Source organism: Streptococcus cristatus (genome assembly GCF_963529205.1).
Lineage (GTDB): Bacteria > Bacillota > Bacilli > Lactobacillales > Streptococcaceae > Streptococcus > Streptococcus cristatus_O.
Genome location: NZ_CAURYF010000003.1, coordinates 22,597 through 41,678 on the forward strand (window position 1 = coordinate 22,597; position 19,082 = coordinate 41,678).

Here is a 19,082-nt window from a genome sequence, read left to right on the forward strand (position 1 = left end):
CGGCAGCTGTTTTTTATAGGCTTGTAGAATGTTTGGGTTGGACCTTCTGGTCGGGATAGATATGATTAATGGCATTGTTGACAGCGGTAGGAGCTTCGCCCAGACCCGTTGCAATTAAATCAATCTTTCCTTCATAGGAACAGCAATCACCAGCAGCATAAATACCTGGTATAGAAGTTTCCTGTTTGCTGTTGACCAAAATCTTGTGACGATTGAGCTCCAAGCCCCAATCTTTGAGATTGCCGACAGAGGACTTAAAACCGTAGTTGACAAAGAGATGGTCTAATGGAATCAGCTGACTTTCCTCTCCCTTGACTTGGCTGATTTCCAAGTGGGTAATCTTGCCGTTTTCGCCGACCAATCGACTAGGTACAAATGGTGTTTTAATCTCAACACTAGAAGCCTTGAGTTCTTCCACGCTATGCTCTAAAGCACGGAAATTATCCCGACGATGAACTAGGCTGGTTTCTGCGATTTTTTCAAAAGCTAGCGCCCAGTCAACAGCCGAGTCACCGCCACCCAGAACAACAACCTTTTTGCCAGCGTATTGGCTGATGTTTGAAACGTGATAGTGGAGGTTGCTGTAGGCTTCAGCATCGTCTAGCTCCAAGGCCCTCGGTTTGAAGGCGCCGCCTCCCATGGCGATGATAATGGTTTTGGTCTGATGTTGAGCCTTAGAAGTCGTGATGGTGAAGCCATCATCAGATTTAACGATATCCAGCACTGTTTCATTTAGGCAAATGTCGGTCTGGAAAGTCTCCAGCTGCTCAATCAGACGCTGAGTCAACTCTTCGCCAGTCAAATTAGTAAAGCCTGGCACATCCAGAATCTTCTTCTCTGGATAGAGAATGGCCGGCTGACCACCCAGCTGAGGTAGGGAATCAATGATTTTCACCTTGGCTTGGCGTAAGTGGGCGTAAAAAGCAGCGAATAAGCCAACTGGACCGCCTCCGACAATCGTAATATCATACAGTTCAGACATAATTTTCCTCAATCTTTTTAAAATAAACTAGGATTATTGTATCACAAAAATAGGTTGAAATGTAGTTAAATTTTTGTAGGGATTGTAAAAGCCCCATTAGGGGCTTAACATTAGATAGCAAATAAATCATTGAGGTTTTCAGCCAGAGTTGGATGAGTGAAGATTTGCTTGCTCAAGTAGGTGTAAGGAATCTTATTATCCATGGCTACAGTCAGGATATTGATAATTTCCTGAGCCCCTGCTGAGAAGATTGTTGCTCCGACGATTTCCTTGGTTTCAGTGTTGACAACGGCCTTGAAGGCACCGCGTAAGTCAGCATTGACATGTCCACGAGGCATTGCTGCGACTGGAATCTCCTTAACTGCAATCGGCAGGCCTTGCTCTTGGGCTTCCTTTTCAGTCAATCCGATTTGAGCCAAAGGCGGTGTGATGAACATGCTGGTAGGGACGTTTTTACGGTCTTCCAGTGTGTAGCTGCCATCGCCAGCTAGATAGCTATAAAGGATACGGAAGTCATCCAGTGAGATATAAGTAAACTGCAGACCGCCATTGACATCGCCCGCTGCAAATACACCAGGTACAGTTGTTTCCAAGTGTTTATCAACCTTGATAGCTCCGCGCTCTGTCAGCTCAATGTCGGTATTTTCCAACTGAAGTGGCTCAACATTCGGCTTGCGGCCAGTAGCATAGAGCAAGGCATCAAAGCGGAATTCTCCATCCTCTGTCACAACCACAACTTCATCACCATCATTTTTAATCTGCTTGGTTTGTACATTTTGCAGGAGCTGGATTCCGTCTTCTTCCATGTACTGCTTAGCTAGAGCAGCGATAGAAGGCTCAACTCGAGGGAGAAAGACAGGAGCAGCATCCAGCACAGTTACCTGACTGCCCAATTTATTGTATAGTCCGGCAAATTCTAGGCCGATGTTACCGCCGCCCAGAACTCCCAAGCGTTTAGGAAGTTCTTTCAGATTTTGGATGCCAGTTGAGTCATAGACATGCTCGGTCTCAGTCAGTCCTGGAATTGGCAGGACATTGGAAACTGCACCGGTATTGATGACAATAGTCTCAGCAGTCAGTTCCTCTTTTTCATCGCCAGCTGTGATTTCGATGATTTTATTGGAAAGGAAATGAGCTTCCGCATCGATGATGTCGACACCAGCGCCACTGATTGCTGCGTAGTTCTTCCCGTTGAGACGGCTGGTTACAGCATTTTTTTCAGCCATGACTTGGTCGAAAGCCAGGCCTTTTTCAGCTGCGACAAGCAGGGTCTTGGTTGGGATGCAGGCAATATTGATACAGGTTCCCCCGTACATAGCCTTGCTTCGCTCAATCAAAGCAACTTTTTTTCCTTGGGCCGCCATTTTGGCTGCCAATGTTTTACCGGCCTTACCAAAGCCGATGACAATTAAATCATAGGTTAACATAATTTACCTCCATTTTTCAAAAAGATTGTATCACATCTAGTCAGAAAATGCTGAGTTTTGCTACGCCTATTTTAAAAATGTAATTTAAGACGTCTTTATACACTTTGTCCATTTTATTAGAACCAAATTTTAGCGCTTTTTCTTGTTCTATGTTATACTTTTTTCGTCATAAATTTCTATAAGGAGAAGAAATGTCTATTTTTACACTGATTTTGGCAAGTGTGGTTGCCTTGGAATTTTTCTATATTATGTACTTAGAGACTATCGCAACGACTTCTGCAGCGACAGCACGGGTCTTTGGTATGTCACAAGAGGAGTTGGAGCAGAAGTCGGTCAATACCCTTTTCAAAAACCAAGGTGTTTACAACGGGCTTATAGCTGTTTTGGTCTTGATTGCGGCCTTTGTGCAGCCTAATCCAGTTTGGCTGGGAATTTTTATGGTTTATATCATCTTGGTAGCGGCTTACGGTGCAGTTACCAGTGACCCAAAAATCCTGTTCAAGCAGGGTGGTTTGGCAATGTTGACTTTGCTGAGTTTATTTTTCTAGAAAGAGCGGGAAATAGTGATTCCCAGCTCTTTTTTACATAATGATTGACTTTTTTATTAGACATGTGTAGAATAAAATTAGAAGAAGACTTTAGAAAGGATGGAAATACAATGAATCATTCAATTAAACGTTTACCAGATGGTGAATTTGCCATCTTAAAGATTATTTGGCACCTGCCAAATCCAACGACTTCTGCTCAAATTATGGAAAAGCTAGGTGAAGATAACCATTGGAAGCCTCAGACCTTGTTGACAGTTCTGGCTCGCTTGACGGAAAAGGGTTTCTTAGAAAGTGTTCGAAAGGGACGCGAAAGGCAATATACGGCCTTAATTTCGGAAGAGGAATATTTAGAAGTAGAGACGTCAGACTTTTTGAAGCGCTACAGCGGACATTCCATGGGAGGCTTTGTCAAGACTCTCTTTTCATCTAATTCTTTTTCAGAAAATGAACTGGATGAGTTGCGTAATTTACTGAATCAGAAAGAGTAAGATGAGGTAGTATCCATGAAACAGTTCCTTTTGTCTTTCCTCTTAACCAGTCTTTCCACTTCGATTTTGGTTCTGTTTTTGAGCCTTCTTTTTGCAGCCCTCAAGACCAAGATTTCAGTCAAGGTCAAGTATTTTGTCTGGTTTTTAATCTTGCTGAGCTTTCTATTCCCATTCCGTCCTCAGTTTGGCTCTGGTTTGATTCGGCTGAGTACTGGGGCGACTGTTCAGACAGCTGTTAGAGCTGGCCAGACAGGTGGAGGGCAAGCTGTTTCTCAAGTAGCTGAGAAAGCAACCCAGGCCAATCTCTGGGAGGCTTTTCTGGGTCTACCTTGGTTTGAAATATTCTTTGCCATTTGGCTGCTTGGTTGTGCATTTAACCTAGGTAAATATGCCTATTCTTATATCCGTTTCAAAAAGATGTTGCAACGTTGGGGGACAGAGGTTGAGGACGAAGAGACTGTGTTCCAGTTGCATTTGATCAAAGAAAAGATGGGCGTTAAAAGTAAGATTCGTCTGCTCCACTACCCTATGACACAGAGCCCAATGTTGCTAGGATTCAGGGATATTTTGATTGTGCTACCGGAGCTGGACTACACGGAGGAGGAGCTGCAGCTGATTTTTCAGCATGAGTTGACCCATTATCAGCACCGGGATGTCTTGATTAATCTTCTTGCAATTTTCGCCAAGAGCCTGCATTGGTTTAATCCAGTAGTGCGTTTTGCTTGTCGGGAAACTCAGGAAGCAGGAGAAATGTATTGTGACTACGATGTTTTGAGCTGTAGAGATACAGAGTATCGGACTTTCTACGGTGAAACGATTTTGACCATGATAGACCGCAGTAAGAAGACCCCGATTTCTCTGACAACTTGTTTTTACTCTGATAATTTTAATCTTAAGCGGCGGATTGTCGGCATTATGGATAACCGCCTGCCTAAGAGGTTTCTGTCTGCTTCTTTCGTAGTAGCAGTTCCTCTACTTTTACTCTTGTCTAGCTCGGTCTTTGCCTTAGAAAATCCTGTCGCACAAGATAGTAAACTTGTCTTAGAGTCCAAGAAAGCGGAAGGACTTAGTCAGCGTCAGGCCTTAGAAACAGTTTTGAAGGAACTTTCTCTGGCTGAAAAGGATGTCAAAGATGTGCAGATTTCACGTGAGAAAGGCAATTATAAGATTCTCTTTTCACATGGACAGACGGCTCATGAGCTCACTGTAAATGCCAAGACTGGAAAAGTCGTCCAATCCAAGCAGCATACCATTGTTGAAAAGACAGTAACAGTTGAAAAAGAAGTTCCGGCATCATCGTCTTCTGCAGCGACTCCAGCTGATAGTGAAAGTGGGAATGTGAATGCGGGTCAGACGGGAAGTGTTAGCTCGCCGACTCTTGCGACCAATAATGTGACAAATTCAAATACAAACACTAGTACAGCACCTGTCCAACCTCCTGCTCAAACTAGCTCTTCAAAGAGTAAGGATAAAGATCGTGATGATGACAAAGACGATGACGACGATGATGATGACGATTAGATAAAAGATTCTACCAATTGAGGTTTCTTGATAGAAGCAGCGATTGGTAGAATTTTTTTATCTTTATTTTTGGTAGAATCTAGTCTTCAACTCATAAATTGAGGTCAATTTTAAAGTTTTTTAAATTTTAGTAATTTTCCTCTTGACTTTTTAAAACTACAAGCGTAGAATGTAAGTATAAACTACAAATGTAGAATAAAGTTTTGAAAATACTGTCCGGAAAGTATGAGAGTAGTAGAGCAAGGGCTCTCTTTCTTTTAAAACTTTAAACGACACTTGTAGAATAAAAGGGGAATTAAAATGAAACAAAAACAAATCCAAACGAACTTCCTACGTGTTGAAACAAAGTACATTTTAGACCGTGCGACCTTGGCTCGCGTAGAAGCTGAGATGCATGCTTACCTCATTCCGGATGATTATGCAACTTCGACTATTTCAAATGTCTATTTTGATAATGATGATTTTCAAATGATCCAAGACTCGATTGCTAGAAGAGGCGGCCGTGAAAAGCTACGGATGCGGACTTATGCAGCGGAGCCAACAAGGGATAGTCAGGTATTTTTGGAAATCAAGAAAAAGTCGGAGGACGTTGGCTTCAAGTATCGACTGGTTTCAAATCTAACTTCAGTTGTTAATTATATTGAGAAAGGACTTACAGACCAAACTATTTCTGATGAGCGGGTCAAGACAGAAGTGGAGCTGTTGCAGGAGCGTTATGCAGGCTTAAAACCGAAAATGGTAATTAGCTATGATCGTTATTCGATGAAAGGATCAGAAGATAAAAAAGTTCGTGTGACGGTTGACTCCAATATCCGCTTCCGTGATTATGATGTAGACTTGACTTCAGGTCGCCACGGCTATCCTCTCTTGGAAGACGATATGGTGATTATGGAAATCAAGGTTTCAGGGGAATATCCTCAGTGGATGTCTGAAATTTTGAATAAATACGGCCTTGAAGCTCAGTCCTTCTCAAAATACGGCAAAGCCTATCTAAAATCTAAAGAATTGGTTCCTCAAGCCGTCAAGGTTTAAGGAGAGAAACAATGATTACACAGTTATTTAACAGCATCTATTCTTCGGCCGAAATCAAGGTTAACCCTCTAGCTCTAATAGCCTCCCTCGTGACGGGCTTGATTTTGGGGATTATTTTGGCCAAGGTTTATAAGCACCAAACTATTTACACCAAGGAGTTTGTCATCACACTGTCTCTCTTGCCGGCCATTATCTCCATTATCATTTTCTTGGTAAATGGAAATCTGGGAACCAGTGTCGCTGTAGCAGGAACATTCAGTTTGATTCGTTTCAGATCAGCAGCAGGAGGGTCCAAAGAACTTTTAGCCATCTTCATGGCGACAGCGATTGGGATCACGACAGGAATGGGTTTCTTAGCTCTAGGAGTTTTTTTCACGCTCCTCATTTCCTTCTTTTGGTTGCACTTTGAAAAGATGGGCTTTAGTTCGGTTAGTCAAACCAGACGTTATGTCCAAATTCAGATTCCTTCTGAGTTAGACTATGAAGTCCTTTTTGAAGCAATCTTTGAAACAGCCTGCAAAAGTTTTGAGTTGACCTCGGTCCAGTCAGTTGACAATAAGTTTATCAAGTTGGACTACGTGGTTGATTTGAAACCAGATGTAAGCGACCAGCACCTCATTCAACGCTTCTTACGCTATGAGAAGATTAAGAATATTTCCTTCTCGAAAGAAGCCAAAAAACGAAAAACCTTGTAAGGTAAAAGACAGTCGTTTTGAATGACTTGCATCCCAAAAGTTATCTTTTGGGATGCAAGTGTTTTGTTGATCAATATAGCTGTAATCTCTCTAAAATGCTATAATGTAGTTATCCAGAAGTGGAGGATTGAAGAGTGCTTCATATAATAATCATCATTTCTATCATACTTTTATTACTCATGTTTCATTCTTTGATTCAGCAATCAAAGAATCCTTCGGGCTTTCTAGGAAAACGAATGATGAAATTGTGGAATCGAGCCTATATCCCCATGTTTGTATGGGCAATTCGTCATCTGGATAGGACATTTTACCCTGTAATCTTAGATGTAGGAGTTGGGAACGGCCGTTCAACCATCCTACTGAAAGAAACCTTTCCGCAAAGTACTATAACTGGAATCGATATTTCAGACATTGCAATAGCTCAAGCCAAACAGATAGGGATGGTCAATCTAAATTTTGAACGAAGAGACGTTAGGGAGACAGGATTTTCTGATGAAAGTTTTGATTTGATTACAGCTTTTCAAACGCATTTTCATTGGCAAGACCTAGATGCTTCTTTTATAGAGCTTCGAAGGATACTCAAATCAGATGGGATGCTCTTACTGGCTTGTGAATATAACAAGTTGTCTTACTTTTTACCAGAGGTCCAAAGCGAAGAAGCATTTAGACGATTTTTGTTATCAGTAGGCTTTGAGCTCGTAACTAGTCAAAGAAAGGGATCGTGGATCCTTTATAAAATTGTCAAACATTAATGGAGGCACAATCATGAAACAATTATTTTTATGTTCATACTTTGCTGGTGTCAAAAAGCTTTTTAGAGATTATGCAAAGGAAAAGAATCTAGAAAATAAGGTTTTATTTATTCCTACCGCTGGGAACAAAGAGGACTATACTGCCTATATTGATGAGGCTCAGCAAACATTCAGAGATTTAGGATTTGAGATAGAGGTTCTAGATATTGCTTCTTGTGATCGAGAAACTGCACAGGCAAAGATTTTCCAAAGCAAAATTCTTTATATCTCTGGCGGGAATACATTTTATTTATTACAAGAATTAAAGAAAAAACAACTCCTATCTCTTATCAAAGAACAAATAAGAGATGGGTTGGTCTATGTGGGAGAATCAGCAGGGGCTATCATTACAGCTAAGGATATTGACTACAATAAACTCATGGACGATAAGACCGTAGCGACAGAGTTATCTGATACAGCAGGATTGGATGAAGTGGATTTTTACATCCTTCCACATTATGGTGAGGAGCCTTTTACTGATAGTAGCAAAAAGACCTTTGAAACCTATAAAAATCAGTTCAGTTTAATGCTAATAAACAATTCCCAAGCCGTAATTGTAAATGGTGAAGAAAGAGAAGTCGTTTCTGAACAGACTTAAAATAAATTTCTTTTTGCTATTATGATGTTCATTCTAACAATTTGTTGCTTTTAAAAAAGAAAGTGAAGATAATATAAGTTTATGGCAGTTTTTTTCTTGACATTTATCCATTTTGCGTGTAGAATAGAATAGATCTTGGACTTGAAGGGAGTGAAAAAAATGTCAAAAACAGTAGTACGTAAGAATGAATCTCTTGACGATGCTCTTCGTCGTTTCAAACGTGCGGTTACTAAAGCTGGTACTCTTCAAGAAACACGCAAACGTGAATTCTATGAAAAACCTTCTGTAAAACGCAAACGCAAATCAGAAGCAGCTCGTAAACGTAAAAAATTCTAATAACTAGAATGAGAAAACAGTCGATTTGGCTGTTTTTTTCTTTTGGTTGAAAAGCGTATAATAAAACAGCACTGAGTTTTCTCAGTGCTGTTTTGATATTAGTTTTGTTTTTCAAGCAAGCTCTTGATTTCTTGTAGAACTTCAAGTTCTGTTGGTCCAGCTGGTGTTTCTTCAGCAGCTTCTTCGTTCTTTTTAGCAAGGCTTTGTGCTTTTTCAGCAGACTTAACGATGAAGAAGAGAACAGTACCGACTACCAAGAAGTTGATCACAGCGCTCAAGAAGTTACCATAAGCTACTCCGTTCCATTTCAATTGAGAAATTTGCTCTAATTGTGCAGCTTTCAAAATTGGGTTGAGGAAGAGGGGAGTGATAACGTCAGTAATCAATGAGTTAACGATTGCTCCGAAAGCATTCGCAATGATAACCCCGACTGCTAAGTCAATCACGTTACCGCGTAGCAAAAATTCTTTAAGATCCTTTAACATTTTCTTTTCCTTTCAAAAAATAATTTAATATTTGAGATTATATTATAGCTTAAAGAAGCAATTATTTCAAGTCATTTGCCTATCAAATGTTTTACATTTGCGTCAAATTATTATAAAATATAGAGTGATATTCTGTGATGAATTGGAGGTATTGTCTATTGGATAAAGAAATGATTTCTGAAATAAAAAATAGTGTCAATATCGTCGATGTCATAGGAGAAACGGTAGCCTTAACCAAGGCTGGCAGAAACTTTCTGGGACTTTGTCCCTTTCATGGCGAAAAGACGCCCTCTTTCAACGTTGTAGAGGACAAGCAGTTTTATCACTGTTTTGGCTGTGGCAAGTCGGGGGATGTTTTCAAGTTTATTGAGGACTACCGAGGCGTATCCTTCATGGATGCTGTTCAGATTGTCGCAGACAGAGCGGGCATTTCCTTAGGGATGGAGAGAGCTGGCGCAGATCGACCGAGACAGGCTCATCCGCATCAGGCGCTCTACGATATTCATACAGAGGCAGCGAAGTTTTACCATGCGGTTCTGATGACGACCAAAATAGGAGAAGAAGCACGCGCTTATCTCTACAATCGTGGGCTGACAGATGAGGTCATTAAGCATTTTCAAATCGGCTTGGCTCCTAATGAAGGCAACTATCTTCATAAGAGTATGGCTGGTAAGTTTGATGAGTTCACTATCATGAACTCGGGTCTTTTTAATCTGGCAGAGAATAATCTGGTCTATGATGCTTTTCAGAACCGGATTATGTTTCCCTTGACCAATGACAAGGGGCAGGTTGTCGCCTTTTCTGGTCGAATCTGGCAAGATTCGGAGGCTGTTTCACAGACTGCCAAGTATAAGAATAGTCGCAGCACCCCTATTTTTAATAAAAGCTATGAGCTTTATCATCTGGATAAGGCCAAGCCGGTTATCAAGAAGAGCCATGAAGTTTATCTGATGGAAGGCTTTATGGACGTGATCGCGGCTTATCGGGCTGGAGTTGAAAATGCAGTCGCATCTATGGGAACAGCTCTGACGCCTGAGCATGTCCAGCACCTGCGTAAGTATTGCAAGAAAATCATTCTGACTTATGATGGAGACAGGGCTGGTCAGGCTGCGATAGCCAAGGCTTTAGAAGAGCTGCGGGATATGTCGGTAGAGATTGTGTCCTTTCCTGACAATATGGATCCAGACGAATTTATTGCTAAAAATTCTGCCGAGGAATTGCGACAATTTCTGACTAAAACGCGAATTAGTGATGTAGAGTTCCTTTTACGCTATCTCAAGCCGGATAATATTGAAAATTTGCAGGCTCAGATTGAATTCGTGGAGCGAATGGCGCCAATCATTGCTCAAACGCAGTCTATTACAGCTCAGAATTCCTATATTTATATGTTGGCTGAGTTGCTGCCAGATTTTGATTACCAGCAGGTAGAGAATACGGTTAACAACAGTCGTTTGGCTGAGCGAAGTAGCCGAAGCGGACAGCAGTCGGAATCTCTAAGAAGACCTGTACTGGTAGATCTTCCACTGTCTAAACAGCTTTCACGGTTGATAAAAGCAGAAATCCATATCCTTTATCGTATGGTACACAATCCGCTGGTTTTAAATAGCTATCGGCTTCGTACAGATTTTGCCTTTGATACGGCGGAACTGCAGGAGTTATACGAGCTTTTACTGGCCAATGGTGAAGTGACTTCGCAGGATTTATCCAGCTTACCGGAAAGAGTCCAGCAACTTTGGTATCGGATGTTGGAGGAAGATTTGCCAGAGGAGATGGAAGACGGAGAGTTAGCAGAAGTTGAGTTGACTAGGGAACGTGAATTGCTTCGTAAGAATAATCAGCTGATTAGCAAAAAGATTCGAGAAGCTTTGCATACTGGAGATGAGAATGCCGCTATATTAGAAGTGGAGCGCTTAATCGCACAAAAAAGAAGAATGGAGTAGGTATGGCTACAAAACAAAAAGAAGTAACAACATTAGACGTTCAAATTGCAGAATTCATCCGCAATCACAAGCAGACAGGTGTAGCGACAGACGATGAAATCAATGACCAGCTGGTCATTCCTTTCACTTTGGACGCTGATGGGATTGAGGATTTGCTGCAACGCATTCAGGATGCGGGCATTTCTATCACGGATAAGGAAGGAAATCCCAGCGCGCGTGTCTTGAATACTGAAGAGGAAGAAGTAGAACTGACCGATGAAGAGCTCTTGGGTAGCAATTCAGCCAAGGTCAATGACCCAGTCCGCATGTATCTGAAAGAAATCGGGGTTGTGCCGCTTCTTAGCAATGAAGAAGAACAAGAGCTGGCGATTTTGGTAGAGCAGGGAGACTTGGAAGCCAAGCAGCGTCTGGCTGAGGCCAATCTTCGTCTGGTTGTTTCCATTGCCAAGCGCTATGTCGGCCGTGGTATGCAGTTCCTTGACTTGATTCAAGAAGGAAACATGGGACTGATGAAGGCTGTTGATAAGTTTGACTACACCAAAGGATTTAAGTTTTCAACTTATGCGACTTGGTGGATTCGTCAGGCTATTACCCGTGCGATTGCTGACCAAGCTCGGACTATTCGGATTCCGGTCCATATGGTGGAAACCATTAACAAGCTAGTCCGTGAGCAACGTAATCTATTGCAGGAATTAGGTCAAGATCCTACGCCTGAGCAAATCGCTGAGCGGATGGATATGACACCTGACAAGGTTCGTGAGATTCTCAAGATTGCTCAAGAGCCGGTTTCTCTAGAGACGCCAATCGGTGAGGAAGATGACAGCCATCTGGGAGACTTTATCGAAGACGAAGTGATTGAAAATCCAGTTGATTACACAACTCGTGTCGTTCTTCGTGAGCAGTTGGATGAGGTCTTGGATACTTTGACAGATCGTGAGGAAAACGTCTTGCGTCTGCGCTTTGGTCTGGACGATGGAAAAATGCGGACGCTGGAAGATGTCGGCAAGGTTTTCAATGTCACCCGTGAGCGGATTCGCCAGATTGAAGCCAAGGCACTGCGTAAACTTCGCCACCCAAGCCGCAGTAAACCACTCAGAGACTTTATCGAAGATTAAGAACTGAAAAGCAAGAAGGGGCAGAAATCTTTCAGTAGGAAGTGTCAAGTCGGCGATCCTTGCTGAAAACAAAGGTCCCCTCGAGCTAACTTGAAATTTCTGCTATATCTATAAGGAGGATATGCATGTCAGAAAAAAAATACAGCCCTGAAGAAGTTGAAAAGATTAAAACGCGTATTTTGGAGAGCTTGGAGCAGGTCATTGACCCAGAGCTGGGGATTGATATTGTCAATCTAGGTTTAATCTATGAAATCCGTTTTGACGAGACCAATGGGGAAACGGAAATCGATATGACCTTGACCACTATGGGATGCCCTCTGGCGGATCTTCTGACTGACCAGATTTATGACGCCATGTCAGATGTTCCAGAGGTTACTAAGACAGAAGTCAAATTGGTTTGGTATCCCGCTTGGACAGTGGAAAAGATGAGTCGTTATGCTCGAATTGCATTAGGGATTAAATAGCGACATCACACTGGAAGAAAGACTATACAGAAAAGCGCTTGAATGGAACATCAAGTGCTTTTTGAATGTAATTTTGTACAAACTACCAGCTAGTTAGTGAAATTTCCCCGCTGTTGAGCCAGATATTTTGGCCGTTCTCCAACTGGACTAGAAGTTGGCCACTGTCCGAGATATCGCTAGCAATTCCCTTATAGGTTTGATTATTTTGCTGGAAGCTCACTTGGCGACCGAGGACTAGAGAGTGCTTTTTGTAAAGATAGAGCAGGTCTTGGGGATCGCTTTCGTAGAAACATCTCCAGATTTCAGCAATCAGCTCATTTCTGCTGATAGGAGCTCGCTCTGTAAAGAGTGATCCAGCCTTAGATTGCAATTCTTCTGGAAAATCATTAACGCAAAAATTAAACCCGACCCCGATAATAATATCTGTGACTAAGTCTGTCTCGACTGAAGTAATGGCCTCGGTTAAAATGCCTGCGATTTTTTTATCCTTGTAGTAAATATCGTTGACCCACTTGATATCTATGTCTATCAGGGTTAGATTTTTTACAGCCTGATAGATGGCTCCAGCTGTCAGGAGGGTATAGGCAGGGATTTGATCAAAAGATAGGTTGGGCTTGAGATGGAGGGACATGTAAAAGCCGCCTTGTTTTGGAGAGAAAAAGTTTCGGCCGAAGCGACCGCGACCAGCGGATTGAGCGGCAGCTAGATAAAGGGTATTTGCTTCGCCGCTCGCTTCCAGACCTGCTTTGGCATCTATTTGAGTAGATTGACAGTTGGGGTTGAAGGAAACTTTGATGGGTGCCTCTTTTTCAATGATTTCTGGGATTAGTAAATCCCCCGCTTTGAGCTTATAGCCCCGATTTTTAACGGAATCAATCTGGATTCCTTCTCTTTCCAAGCGCTGAATGGCCTTCCAAATGGAAGTTCTGGAAATACCCAATGTCTGGGCCAGACTTTCTCCATTGGCATAATCGTCAGCTTGGCTGAGAATGGTAAATAATTGTTCGTAGGTTTTCATTCGTTCTTTCTCTGTTAAATACTGCTTTCTCGAATGGTCAGCTTGGTAGAAAGTTTGACCATATAGGGAATGGAGTCCTCTTCGGATGTTAAAATTTGATTCAGAATGTGCAGAGCCTGCTTGCCCATTTCTTCTGTAAAAACGGTGACCGTACTGAGACTGGGATAGATGTACTTAGCAATAGACGTATCATTAAATGAAATAATGCTGACATCTTGGGGAACTTGGATTCCGTGTTCTTGCAGAGCCCGCAAGGCACCGATAGCCAAAGCATCGCTAGAGATGAAGAAGGCGGGCGGGAGCTGGTTCTCGTGCTCGCTAAGGAGCTCTGTCATCATCTGATAGCCTGATTCCGAAGAAAAGCTGCCTACCTTAACCAAGTCAGGTTGATAAATTTCTTTTTCAGACAGATACTGCTGAAAGCTTGCCAAACGAGGGTCGCTGATTAGACTAGTCTGGTCAGAGGTTCTTTCTTGCCCGGCAATCATGCCAATCTGATCAAAACCAGCATTTATGAAGTGCTCAAGTACCTTCCTTACAGCATTCTCAAAATCAACCGTCACACAGCTGTGGCCTGCATTAAGTGTATCACTGTCGACAAAAACTAAGTGGCTGCTGTATTGCTCCAGCTGCTGGATTTGAGCTGGGCTGAATTTACCGATGGCAATCAAGCCATCAATGTCTTTCAATTGCTCAAGAGAATCATTTTGAAACACTCTGAGAATCTCATAGCCCAATTCTTGGGCTTTTTTTTCAATGCCCAAACGAATGGAGTAGTAGTAAAGGTCATCGAGCTCTTCCTGCTCAGTGTACCATTCAATGAGCCCAATACGGTAGGCCTGAGCCTTACTTGGCTTCCTTTTTCTTGATTTTTTATAGTTCAGCTGCTCAGCGATATCAAAAATCTTTTTACGAGTGCTATCACTGACTGACATGGCTGGGTCGTAGTTGAGTACGCGAGAGACCGTAGCGGGAGAGACCCCAGCAGCCTGGGCAATATCCTTAATCGTAGCCATTTTTTTCTCCTATTGTCTTATATGGGCTATTATACCTCAAAAACAAGTAAATAACAAAGAGGAATTTAGTAAATATTAGGTGATCGCTTTATTAAGTAAAAATTTACTAAAATTATTGAAGTTTTACTCGGAAACGGTTATAATAAAATCAAGAAAACGATTACAATATCGATCATCGTTATAAAGGAGTTTAGTTTATGTCAAATGTCATTTCAGTAGAGCAAATCCGCGCAGATTTTGCCAAGGTTTTTGGAGTAGAAGCGGACCACACTTTCTTTTCACCCGGTCGGATCAATCTGATCGGCGAGCATACGGACTATAACGGCGGCCATGTCTTTCCTGCAGCTATTTCTCTTGGAACTTATGGAGCGGCTCGTAAGCGGGACGACCAGCTCTTGCGATTCTTCTCAGGGAATTTTAAAGAAAAAGGGATTATTGAAGTGCCGCTGGAAAACCTGCACTTTGAGCCTGAGCATAACTGGACCAACTATCCAAAAGGAGTTCTGCATTTTCTGCAGGAGGCAGGCCATAAGATTGACCGAGGCATGGATGTCTATGTTTATGGAAATATTCCCAACGGCTCGGGCTTGTCTTCTTCTGCATCGCTAGAGCTTTTAACTGGTATCATGGCCGAGAAACTTTTTGATTTGCAGTTGGAACGTCTGGACCTAGTGAAAATCGGTAAATTAACTGAGAATGAATTTATCGGGGTTAATTCTGGTATTATGGACCAGTTTGCCATCGGTATGGGAGCTGACCAGCGGGCTATTTACTTAGATACCAATACCTTGGAATATGACTTGGTGCCACTTGATTTGAAGGATAATGTTGTAGTGATTATGAATACCAACAAGCGGCGTGAGTTGGCGGATTCTAAGTACAATGAGCGTCGGGCGGAGTGTGAAAAAGCTGTTGAAGAACTGAACCGCAAGCTATCTATCGCAACCTTGGGTGAGTTGGACGAGTGGTCCTTTGATGAGTATAGCTATCTGATAGAGGACGAAAATCGCCTCAAACGGGCTCGCCATGCCGTTTTGGAAAATCAACGCACTTTGCAAGCGCGGGCAGCTTTGCAGGCAGGCGATCTTGACAAGTTTGGCCGCCTCATGAATGCTTCCCACGTTTCATTGGAGCATGACTATGAAGTGACTGGCCTAGAGCTGGACACCTTGGTTCACACGGCCTGGGAGCAAGAAGGCGTTCTGGGAGCCCGTATGACCGGAGCTGGCTTCGGTGGCTGTGCCATTTCCTTGGTGCAAAAAGATGCCGTTGAGGCCTTTAAGGAAGCTGTTGGCAAGCACTACGAGGAAGTCGTTGGATACGCTCCAAGCTTCTATATCGCTGAAGTTGCAGGTGGCACTCGAGTTTTAGACTAGGAGAGAAGTAAATGGAAGCTGTAATATTTGATTTAGATGGCTTATTAGCTGATACTGAGATCATTTCTCTAAAAGTTTATCAAGAATTGCTTAAAGATTTTGGAATTCCTTTCACAGAAGAAACATATTCTAGAGAATACAGTGGACATAGGGAAGAGGAGAATGTTCAACGATTTTTGGATACCTATGATTTACCTTGGAACTTTGACCAAACCTTGGAAAAAGTTTATGAACTGGAAGCTCGAATATTAGCCAAAGGTGTAAATTTAAAAAAAGGTGCTAAAAATTTGCTTGCTTTTTTGCAAAGAGAAGGCATTCCGATCGCCTTAGCAACTTCAAGTGTTGAATCTCGAGCGAGAATGATCTTGGATAGCAATGGTATACTGTCCCTATTTGACCATCTAGTTTTTGCAAAAGATGTAAAGAGAAGCAAACCTTACCCTGATATATTTTTAAAGGCCTGTAGAGATTTGAACGTTTTACCAGAGAATTGCTTAGTACTAGAGGATAGTGAAGCAGGGATTGAGGCAGCGTATAGGGCTGGGATACCAATCATTTGTATTCCAGACTTAAAAATACCAGCGCAGTCTTTCTTAAATAAAACAGAACAAGTTTTTCAGGATTTAGACGCTGTCAGAGACTATTTAGAATGTAAGAAGGAGAATCAATGAGTCAGGGAGTTCTAGATGCATTTATCACAGAAGTCATTTCTGAAAGTTCATTTGAGGAAATGGATCGAATCTACCTGATCAATCGTGTTTTGGCACGAGTGGGAGATGGCGTTTTAGAAGTTGAGACTGAGTTGGATGACTTGATTGGCCTCAAGGACCAGCTGGTTGAGGAGGCAGTTAGATTAGAGACGATTGAGGATAGTCAGACTGCGCGTGAAATCCTTGGTGCTGAGCTTATGAACTTCATCACACCTGCCCCTAGCCAGCTCAATCAGGACTTCTGGACGACCTATGCTTCCAATCCCGAGCAAGCTGTGGCTGATTTTTACCAGCTTAGTCAAAAGAATGACTACATCAAGGTCAAGGCTATTGCTAAAAACATTGCTTTCAAAGCACCGACCGCTTATGGAGATTTGGAAATCACCATCAATCTCTCTAAGCCAGAAAAGGATCCCAAGGAAATTGCGGCAGCTAAAAAGGCTAAGAACAGCCATTATCCAGCCTGCCAGCTCTGCATGGAAAATGAAGGCTACCAAGGCCGCTTGGATCACCCTGCCCGCGCTAACCATCGGATTATTCGATTCGATTTGGCCGGACAGGAATGGGGCTTCCAGTATTCGCCCTATGCCTACTTTAATGAGCATTGCATCTTTCTGCACAGCCAGCACCTTCCTATGGCTATCAGCCGGCTGACCTTTGAGCGCCTGCTGGACATCGTCGAGACTTTTCCAGGCTATTTTGCAGGATCCAACGCCGACCTGCCTATTGTCGGTGGCTCCATCCTGACCCACGACCACTATCAGGGCGGACGTCATACTTTCCCTATGGAAATAGCAGAGCTGGATTGCAGCTTTACTTTTAGCGGATTTGAAGAGGTGGAAGCAGGTATTGTCAAGTGGCCTATGTCTGTCATTCGTCTGAAGTCTGATAAGAAGGAACAGTTGATTGAGTTGGCTGACAAGATCTTGCAAGCTTGGCGGACTTATTCTGATCTAAGTGTGCAGGTGTTGGCAGAGTCTGAGGGTGAGCCTCACCATACCATCACACCGATTGCCCGCAAAAAAGATGGATGTTTTGAGCTAGACTTGGTCTTGCGGGACAATCAAACTTCCGCAGAACATCCAGACGGCATTTACCATCCTCATAAGGATGTGCAACATATTAAGAAAGAAAATATCGGTCTGATTGAGGTTATGGGGCTGGCTATTCTGCCGCCTCGGCTCAAGGAAGAACTCAAGCAGGTGAAACTTTTCTTGCTGGGAGAAGACTGTCAGGTTGCTGCCTATCATCAGGAGTGGGCCAAGCAACTCAAAGACCAAAATCCAAATGTTTCCGCTGAAACGGTGGAAGGAGTAGTTCAGGCTTCAGTTGGACAAATTTTCAGCCGTGTGCTGGAAGACGCGGGAGTTTACAAGCGAACAGAGGAGGGGCAGGAAGCATTCATGCGCTTTGTCCAATCTGTTGGTTTGAAAGAATAATTGCAGCAAGAGTTTTCATTCGTCCTTATTTTTGATAAAATAGTTAAAGTATAAATCAAGACAAGAAAGAGAGAAACATGGCAATTTTAGTATTAGGTGGAGCTGGTTATATCGGCTCGCACATGGTAGACCGTTTGGTAGAAGCAGGTAAGGAAGAGGTAGTCGTCGTTGATAATTTGGTGACTGGCCATCGCGCAGCCGTCCATCCTCAAGCAGTCTTTTATGAGGGCGATTTAGCTGATAAGGATTTTATGCGTAGTGTATTTGCCAATCATCCATCTATTGATGCAGTCATTCACTTTGCTGCCTTTTCACTGGTCGCAGAGTCTATGGTTGATCCGCTCAAATATTTTGACAATAACACAGCCGGTATGGTTTCTCTTTTGGAGGTCATGCAGGAATGCGGCGTTAAAAACATTGTCTTTTCTTCGACTGCGGCAACTTATGGCATTCCTGAGGAAGTTCCGATTCTGGAAACAACTCCGCAAACGCCGATTAATCCTTATGGTGAGAGCAAACTCATGATGGAGACTATTATGCGCTGGGCAGACCAGGCCTATGGCATCAAGTTTGTAGCTCTGCGTTATTTCAATGTAGCTGGTGCCAAGCCCGACGGCTCAATTGGTGAGGATCATGGACCAGAGACCCATCTCTTGCCCATTGTGCTCCAGGTGGCTCAGGGCAAACGTGAAAAGATTGCCGTCTTTGGCGACGATTACGACACTCCGGATGGAACCAATGTTCGTGATTATGTTCATCCTTTTGACTTGGCTGAAGCCCATATTTTGGCTGTTGAGCATCTGCGTGCTGGTCAACCTTCGGATGCCTTTAACCTTGGCTCTTCGACTGGTTTTTCCAACTTGCAGATTGTAGAAGCCGCCCGCAAGGTGACCGGCCATCCTATTCCTTTGGAAATAGCAGAGCGACGTCCAGGGGATCCAGATACGCTGATTGCTTCCTCTGAGAAGGCAAGAAATATTCTGGGCTGGCAGCCGAAATTTGACAATATCGAAACCATTATCGAAACTGCTTGGAAATGGCATTCCAGTCATCCAAATGGCTATGATGATCTCCAGTAATCAGTGTAGTTTCAAATATTGG

Annotated in this window: 20 protein-coding genes; 15 read left to right on the top strand and 5 right to left on the bottom strand. The window is 42.8% G+C overall.

Annotated elements, in window-relative coordinates:
- Positions 1-13 precede the first annotated feature (13 nt).
- Positions 14-982, bottom strand: a complete 969-nt coding sequence (locus tag RWS39_RS01260; RefSeq protein WP_125381793.1) for an NAD(P)/FAD-dependent oxidoreductase — start codon at positions 980-982, stop codon at positions 14-16.
- Between the two features lie 110 nt (positions 983-1,092).
- Entirely contained in the window at positions 1,093-2,409 is a 1,317-nt protein-coding gene (locus tag RWS39_RS01265) for an FAD-containing oxidoreductase (protein ID WP_005590214.1), read from the bottom strand.
- Positions 2,410-2,600: 191 nt separating this feature from the next.
- Between RWS39_RS01265 and RWS39_RS01270 the strand changes: the two genes are divergently transcribed.
- From RWS39_RS01270 to rpsU, 8 genes are all read left to right on the top strand, one after another.
- The gene (locus RWS39_RS01270; RefSeq protein WP_005590216.1) at positions 2,601-2,957 is read left to right on the top strand and encodes a DUF1304 domain-containing protein; all 357 of its coding nucleotides are present in this window, start codon (positions 2,601-2,603) and stop codon (positions 2,955-2,957) included.
- A gap of 110 nt (positions 2,958-3,067) precedes the next feature.
- Positions 3,068-3,445, top strand: a complete 378-nt coding sequence (locus tag RWS39_RS01275; RefSeq protein WP_005592027.1) for a BlaI/MecI/CopY family transcriptional regulator — start codon at positions 3,068-3,070, stop codon at positions 3,443-3,445.
- Positions 3,446-3,460: 15 nt separating this feature from the next.
- A complete protein-coding gene (locus RWS39_RS01280) occupies positions 3,461-4,966 on the top strand; it encodes a M56 family metallopeptidase (protein ID WP_247950878.1) in 1,506 nt (501 codons plus the stop codon).
- A 300-nt stretch (positions 4,967-5,266) separates the two neighbouring features.
- Positions 5,267-5,998 carry a polyphosphate polymerase domain-containing protein gene (locus RWS39_RS01285; RefSeq protein WP_125381801.1) on the top strand — a complete coding sequence of 244 codons (732 nt, stop codon included), beginning with the start codon at positions 5,267-5,269 and terminating at the stop codon, positions 5,996-5,998.
- Between the two features lie 11 nt (positions 5,999-6,009).
- Positions 6,010-6,693 carry a DUF4956 domain-containing protein gene (locus tag RWS39_RS01290; RefSeq protein ID WP_125381803.1) on the top strand — a complete coding sequence of 228 codons (684 nt, stop codon included), beginning with the start codon at positions 6,010-6,012 and terminating at the stop codon, positions 6,691-6,693.
- A 179-nt stretch (positions 6,694-6,872) separates the two neighbouring features.
- Positions 6,873-7,445 (top strand): class I SAM-dependent methyltransferase, encoded by a 573-nt coding sequence (locus RWS39_RS01295; RefSeq protein WP_282188046.1) that lies wholly within the window; start codon positions 6,873-6,875, stop codon positions 7,443-7,445.
- 13 nt (positions 7,446-7,458) lie between these two features.
- Positions 7,459-8,082, top strand: coding sequence for a Type 1 glutamine amidotransferase-like domain-containing protein (locus tag RWS39_RS01300; RefSeq protein ID WP_125381808.1), 624 nt, complete (start codon positions 7,459-7,461; stop codon positions 8,080-8,082).
- A gap of 159 nt (positions 8,083-8,241) precedes the next feature.
- Positions 8,242-8,418 (top strand): 30S ribosomal protein S21, encoded by a 177-nt coding sequence (rpsU, locus tag RWS39_RS01305; RefSeq protein WP_000048054.1) that lies wholly within the window; start codon positions 8,242-8,244, stop codon positions 8,416-8,418.
- Between the two features lie 98 nt (positions 8,419-8,516).
- Here the strand turns inward: rpsU and mscL are convergent, their stop codons facing one another.
- Positions 8,517-8,903 carry a large conductance mechanosensitive channel protein MscL gene (mscL, locus tag RWS39_RS01310; RefSeq protein ID WP_125381811.1) on the bottom strand — a complete coding sequence of 129 codons (387 nt, stop codon included), beginning with the start codon at positions 8,901-8,903 and terminating at the stop codon, positions 8,517-8,519.
- 137 nt (positions 8,904-9,040) lie between these two features.
- On the opposite strand from mscL, the gene dnaG reads away from it, so the two are divergent.
- The 3 genes from dnaG (at position 9,041) to RWS39_RS01325 (ending at position 12,422) form a co-directional block, all read left to right on the top strand.
- Positions 9,041-10,843 carry a DNA primase gene (gene dnaG / locus RWS39_RS01315; protein ID WP_282188030.1) on the top strand — a complete coding sequence of 601 codons (1,803 nt, stop codon included), beginning with the start codon at positions 9,041-9,043 and terminating at the stop codon, positions 10,841-10,843.
- A 2-nt stretch (positions 10,844-10,845) separates the two neighbouring features.
- Complete coding sequence (rpoD, locus tag RWS39_RS01320; RefSeq protein ID WP_005590235.1) at positions 10,846-11,958, top strand: RNA polymerase sigma factor RpoD; 1,113 nt, start codon at positions 10,846-10,848, stop codon at positions 11,956-11,958.
- A gap of 125 nt (positions 11,959-12,083) precedes the next feature.
- Positions 12,084-12,422, top strand: coding sequence for a metal-sulfur cluster assembly factor (locus RWS39_RS01325; RefSeq protein ID WP_125381817.1), 339 nt, complete (start codon positions 12,084-12,086; stop codon positions 12,420-12,422).
- An 82-nt stretch (positions 12,423-12,504) separates the two neighbouring features.
- Here RWS39_RS01325 and birA read toward each other — a convergent pair whose 3' ends face one another.
- The gene (birA, locus tag RWS39_RS01330) at positions 12,505-13,440 is read right to left on the bottom strand and encodes a bifunctional biotin--[acetyl-CoA-carboxylase] ligase/biotin operon repressor BirA (protein ID WP_125381819.1); all 936 of its coding nucleotides are present in this window, start codon (positions 13,438-13,440) and stop codon (positions 12,505-12,507) included.
- Positions 13,441-13,454: 14 nt separating this feature from the next.
- The gene (locus RWS39_RS01335) at positions 13,455-14,456 is read right to left on the bottom strand and encodes a LacI family DNA-binding transcriptional regulator (protein WP_125381824.1); all 1,002 of its coding nucleotides are present in this window, start codon (positions 14,454-14,456) and stop codon (positions 13,455-13,457) included.
- Between the two features lie 197 nt (positions 14,457-14,653).
- Here RWS39_RS01335 and RWS39_RS01340 point away from each other — a divergent pair, with 197 nt between their 5' ends.
- From RWS39_RS01340 to galE, 4 genes are all read left to right on the top strand, one after another.
- Complete coding sequence (locus RWS39_RS01340; protein ID WP_125381829.1) at positions 14,654-15,832, top strand: galactokinase; 1,179 nt, start codon at positions 14,654-14,656, stop codon at positions 15,830-15,832.
- Positions 15,833-15,843: 11 nt separating this feature from the next.
- Positions 15,844-16,503 (top strand): HAD family hydrolase, encoded by a 660-nt coding sequence (locus tag RWS39_RS01345; protein ID WP_314479634.1) that lies wholly within the window; start codon positions 15,844-15,846, stop codon positions 16,501-16,503.
- Positions 16,500-17,981, top strand: a complete 1,482-nt coding sequence (galT, locus tag RWS39_RS01350; protein ID WP_314479637.1) for a UDP-glucose--hexose-1-phosphate uridylyltransferase — start codon at positions 16,500-16,502, stop codon at positions 17,979-17,981. Before RWS39_RS01345 ends, galT begins: the two co-directional genes overlap by 4 nt.
- A 77-nt stretch (positions 17,982-18,058) precedes the next feature.
- Positions 18,059-19,060, top strand: a complete 1,002-nt coding sequence (gene galE, locus RWS39_RS01355) for a UDP-glucose 4-epimerase GalE (protein ID WP_314479639.1) — start codon at positions 18,059-18,061, stop codon at positions 19,058-19,060.
- Positions 19,061-19,082 lie beyond the last annotated feature (22 nt).